This window comes from Lapillicoccus sp. (genome assembly GCF_046595215.1).
Lineage (GTDB): Bacteria > Actinomycetota > Actinomycetes > Actinomycetales > Dermatophilaceae > Lapillicoccus.
The window spans coordinates 1-4564 of record NZ_JBKJPP010000101.1 but is presented as its reverse complement, the minus strand read 5'-3'; the positions used below and the strand labels follow the sequence as shown (position 1 = coordinate 4564).

General features: G+C 71.3%; 5 protein-coding genes and 1 pseudogene. 3 read left to right on the top strand and 3 right to left on the bottom strand.

Annotation, left to right across the window (positions count from 1 at the left end; genetic code table 11):
- Window positions 1–797, bottom strand: a 797-nt coding sequence (locus ACLL9L_RS08160) for a cation:proton antiporter (protein ID WP_411284148.1), incomplete at its 3' end; no start/stop codon positions are given.
- Window positions 798–807: 10 nt separating this feature from the next.
- The gene (locus ACLL9L_RS08155; protein ID WP_411284147.1) at window positions 808–2109 is read right to left on the bottom strand and encodes an MFS transporter; all 1302 of its coding nucleotides are present in this window, start codon (window positions 2107–2109) and stop codon (window positions 808–810) included.
- Window positions 2110–2207: 98 nt separating this feature from the next.
- Here ACLL9L_RS08155 and ACLL9L_RS08150 point away from each other — a divergent pair, with 98 nt between their 5' ends.
- Genes ACLL9L_RS08150 through ACLL9L_RS08140 form a run of 3 tightly spaced genes read left to right on the top strand, consistent with a single transcriptional unit; the run spans window position 2208 to window position 3867 of the window.
- Window positions 2208–2666 carry a peroxiredoxin gene (locus tag ACLL9L_RS08150; protein ID WP_411284146.1) on the top strand — a complete coding sequence of 153 codons (459 nt, stop codon included), beginning with the start codon at window positions 2208–2210 and terminating at the stop codon, window positions 2664–2666.
- 51 nt (window positions 2667–2717) lie between these two features.
- Window positions 2718–3245 (top strand): YbhB/YbcL family Raf kinase inhibitor-like protein, encoded by a 528-nt coding sequence (locus ACLL9L_RS08145; protein ID WP_411284145.1) that lies wholly within the window; start codon window positions 2718–2720, stop codon window positions 3243–3245.
- Between the two features lie 4 nt (window positions 3246–3249).
- Window positions 3250–3867, top strand: coding sequence for a hypothetical protein (locus ACLL9L_RS08140; RefSeq protein WP_411284144.1), 618 nt, complete (start codon window positions 3250–3252; stop codon window positions 3865–3867).
- Window positions 3868–3897: 30 nt separating this feature from the next.
- Here ACLL9L_RS08140 and ACLL9L_RS08135 read toward each other — a convergent pair.
- A pseudogene (locus tag ACLL9L_RS08135) lies at window positions 3898–4564 on the bottom strand (acetate kinase); the annotation flags it as partial.

Sequence of the window (4564 nt, the reverse complement as noted above, 5' to 3'; positions counted from 1 at the left end):
CCGCCGATGAGCTCGGCGATCCCGTATGCCGTGAGCAGGGCAGCCACGGCGAGCAGCGGTTCCCCCCGCTCGGCGAGCCGGAAGGAGCGCCGGGGCGCCCGGAAGGCGCCGGTGGCGAGCAGCTTGCCGAGGACGAAGCCGGCTCCCACCCCGATGACGACCTTGCCGATCAGCTCCCAGGCCACCCAGCGCAACCCCCACGTGGCGACGGAACCCGCGGTGGCGACGAGCAGGGCGGCGTGGACGAACGGGAAGGCGAGACCGTCGTTGAGGCCGGCCTCCGAGGTCAGCGCGAAGCGGACCTCGTCATGCTCGTCGATCTCGTCCTCGGTCCCGACGCGGGGGCCCTCGACCTGCACGTCGGAGGCCAGGACCGGGTCGGTCGGCGCGAGCGCGGCACCGAGCAGCAGGGCGGCGGCCGGGGCGAGCCCGAGGGCCCACCAGCCGAGCAGGGCGACGGTGGCGATGCAGACGGGCATGGCGACGAGGAGCAGGCGCCACGTCGGCGACCACCGACGCCAGGACCCGCGGTCGCGCAGGCTGAGGGGGCGGTCGAGCGCCAGCCCGACACCCATCAGGGCGACGAGGATGGTGACCCCCGTGAGGTGCTCGATGAGGGTGCGGTTCCGCACGGGATCGAGGGTCGAACCCGGCGGCAGCGGCAGCAGCCCGATGAGCATGCCGAGTCCTACGAGGATCATCGGCGCCGACACGGCGAACCGGGTCAGGGCCGCGGGCAGGACGACGGCGATGAGCAGGGCGACGCCGGCGATGAGGTAGATGGCTGCGGGGGGCACTTCGGTCCGTTCAGGGGTGGGTGGGGCCGGGCCCCGGGGTGGGCGTGGTCATGGTGGGCGGGGAGAGGTGTCGGGGCCAGGACCGGGAGACCACCCCGGCGACGAGGAGATACCAGAGCGCGGCGCCGCCGAGCACGGCATACGAGCGCCCGTCCGTGGGCAGGACGACCGCGGCCAGGGCCGTTGCCGCCACGAAGACGGCGTTGAACAGGACGTCGTAGAGGGCGAAGATGCGCCCGCGGTAGATGTCGCTGACGACCCGTTGGATGGTCGTGTCGACGCAGATCTTCACGCCCTGTGTCGCGGCGCCGAGCCCGAGGGCGGAGATGACGACGGCCCACCGGGTGAACAGGGCGGCCGGGAAGACCTGCATCACGGCCGCGAGGAGACTGAGCCCGGTGACATAGGTGCGCATCCCGTAGCGGTGGGAGAAGGTGGGCGTGAGCAGGGCCGCGAGGGCGTAACCGACACCGGAGGCCCCGACGGCGATGCCCAGCCCCTTGAGGCCCGCCCCGGCGTTCGACGAGTCGAAGTGGTTGCGGTAGAGCAGGATCGTCCCGACGATCATCACGCCATAGGGCAGCCGGATCGCCCCGATGACGCCGAGCGCGAGCCGCCCGAGCGGTGAGAGGTGGCGGGCGGCGTCGAGCAGCCCGCGGACCACGCTCGTCAGGGCCTCCCGGACGGCGGTGTCGGCGCCGGCGAGGTCCGGGCCGAGGTGCGGCAACCGGGCCGCGAGGAGCGCCGATACGAGATAGCTGGCGGCCCCGGCGACGAGGACCACCCCGTCGCTGTTGGTGGCGGCGTGGACGGCGCCGCCGGCGGCGAGCCCACCGAGGTAGGCCAGCGTGCCGCAGGTCGGCGAGACGGCGTTCGCCGTGACGAGCAGATCGCGGGTCACGACGTGGGGCAGCCCCGCGGACAGGCCGGCGAGGAGGAACCGGTTGACGGAGAAGGCCCCCAGGACGAGGAGGTAGAAGGGGATGCCGATCTCGTTGCGCGCCACGAGGAGGGCGATGACGAGGAGCAGGACGGCGCGCACGAGGTTGGAGACGGTGAGGATCTTCCGGCGCGACCACCGGTCGAGGAACACGCCGACGAAGGGACCGAGGACGGTGAAGGGCAGCAGGATGGTCGCGAAGCCGGCGGCGATAGCGCCGGCGCTGGGGGCCCGTTCCGGGGAGAACAGGACGGTCGAGGCCAACGCGACCTGAAAGACACCGTCCGAGGCCTGGGACAGCAGCCTCACCGCGAAGAGGCGGCGGAACCCGCCGAAGCGCATCAGGACGGCGAGGTCCCGGAAGAAGGTCACGCAGCGCAGCCTAAGGGTGCCTCGGGCCGTCGGCGCGCGGGCCCAATCCGCGGGGGCCCCGGCAACGAATGCTGCGTAGGACCCACCCGAGGAGAACCATGAAGACGCTGCCCGCCGGCCAGCCCGCCCCCGACTTCACCCTGCCCGACCAGCAGGGCTTCGACCACACGCTCTCGGTCATGCTGCAGCAGGGACCGGTGGTCCTGTTCTTCTACCCCGTGGCCTCGTCGTCCGGGTGCACCAAGGAGGCCTGCCACTTCCGGGACCTCGCGTCGGACTTCGCCAGTGCCGGGGCGCAGCGGGTGGGCATCAGCGTCGACGACGTCGCCGCCCAGGCTCAGTTCGCCGCCCAGCAGTCGCTCGACTACCCCCTGCTCTCCGACAAGGACGGCGCCGTGGCGACGGCCTTCGGGGTGAAGCGCAGGTACCTCACCCCGGTCAAGCGCGCGACCTTCGTCATCGACCGCGACGGGCGCATCGCCGAGGCGATCACCTCCGAGATGAACATGACGGTGCACGCCGACAAGGCGCTCGCGGCCGTCCAGGGCCTAACCTGAGTGCGGCACCGTTGCCCCGGCCCCGCAGTTCGAACCATCGAGGAGTCCCCCATGGCCCATGACCCGTATGCCGCCCTCCCGAAGGTCCCCTCCTTCGAGGTCACCTCGACGGATGTCGCCGAGGGGGAGAAGCTCGAGAACGCCCAGGTCAGTGGCATCTTCGGTGCCGGTGGCCAGGACATCTCGCCGCAGCTGAGCTGGTCCGGCTTCCCCGAGGAGACCAAGAGCTTCGCCGTCACCGTCTACGACCCGGACGCCCCCACCGCGGCCGGCTTCTGGCACTGGGCCGTCCTCAACATCCCCGTGACGACGACCGAGCTTGCGACCGGTGCCGGCGACGACACCGGGTCGGGGCTGCCGGCGGGCGCGATCCAGCTCAGGAACGACGGCGGGGTGCGGCAGTTCCTCGGTGCGGCCCCGCCGGAGGGTCACATCGCCCACCGGTACTTCGTCGTCGTCCACGCGGTCGACGTCGAGTCGCTCGACGTGCCGCAGGACGCCACCCCCACGGTGCTCGGCTTCAACCTGTTCTTCCACACGTTGGCCCGGGCCCAGATCGTCCCCGTCTACCAGCGTTGACCTGGTGGTCAAGGCCGCGCGGGGGGCGGCGACACCGCCCGCATTTGGTTCTGAGTGCATGGTGGCGGGCACGAAGAAATCCGCGATGAAATCGATGTTCCTCGAGGCACAGGACCTCTACGACGCGGGGCGGCTGAGGCGAGCCGCCAAGATCTGGGAGGAGCTGGGGGACGCAGGCGACGCGGACGCCTACTTCAATGCGGGCAACTGCAACGCTCAGCTCGGCAGGCGCAAGAGGGCCCGCCGAAACCTGCTCCGAGCGGCTCATCTGGGAGTCTGCGAAGCGTGGTTTAACGTGGGGCTGGTGGTGTCGGACGAGCAACCCATGGCCGCGGTCCGCCACTTTTACGCCGCCATCGCGCACGGCGACCTCAAGGGCTACATCGGAGCGTCGGTCGCCCTTCACCAGCTGGGCCGCAGCAGGGAAGCGATTCATCTTCTGGAACACGCCGTCGACCATCACGTTCCGGGGTCCTTTGCTGCACTGGGGGTAGCGCTCTACGACTCGCTGGACGATCACCAACCCGACAACGAGGCCAGGATCGTGGAACTGTTATCGCAGGAACCGGATGGCCATCCCCGCGGACGCGACGTGCTCGCACGCATCACGGCTGAGGAGTGACCCCATGGTGGGGACGGCGAATTCCGGGTTTCAGGGGCGCCCGACGAGGGCCGCGGCCTGCCGGGCGATCTCGAGCTCCTCGTTGGTGGGGATGACCAGCACGGCGACCCGGCTGGCCGCAGTCGAGACCCGGTGCTCGCCCGACGTCGCTGCCACGTTGGCCGCGGCGTCGAGCTGGATGCCCAGCAGCTCGAGCCCGCGCGTGGCGGCGTGACGCAGGAGCGCGCTGCGCTCGCCGATCCCCGCGGTGAAGGCGATGGCGTCGACGCGACCCAGCGCCGCGGCATACGCGCCGATGTACTTGCGGATGCGGTAGGCGACGATCTCGACGGCGAGCGCTGCGTCGTGGTCTCCGGCGCCGGCGCGGTCGCTGACCTCCCGGAAGTCGTTGCTGCCGGTCAGGCCCATCAGGCCGCTGTCGGTATTGAGCGCGTGGTCGTAGTCCTCCACCGAGATGCCCGCGCTCCGGTGCAGGTGCGCCGGTAGCGACGGGTCGAGGTCGCCGGGGCGGGTCCCCATGACGAGGCCCTCGAGCGGGGTCAGTCCCATCGAGGTGTCGATGCACCGGCCACCGGCGACAGCCGCCGCGCTGGCGCCGTTGCCGAGGTGCAGGACGATGACGTTGGCGCTGTCCACGGGCCGGCCCACGAGCTCGGCGGCGCGGCGGGAGACGAAGGCGTGGGACGTGCCGTGGAAC

Excerpts from the sequence above, each read along its gene's own strand:
- ACLL9L_RS08150 (WP_411284146.1), top strand. The coding sequence starts at position 2,208 with ATGAAGACGCTGCCCGCCGGCCAGCCCGCCCCCGACTTCACCCTGCCC.
- ACLL9L_RS08145 (WP_411284145.1), top strand. The coding sequence starts at position 2,718 with ATGGCCCATGACCCGTATGCCGCCCTCCCGAAGGTCCCCTCCTTCGAG.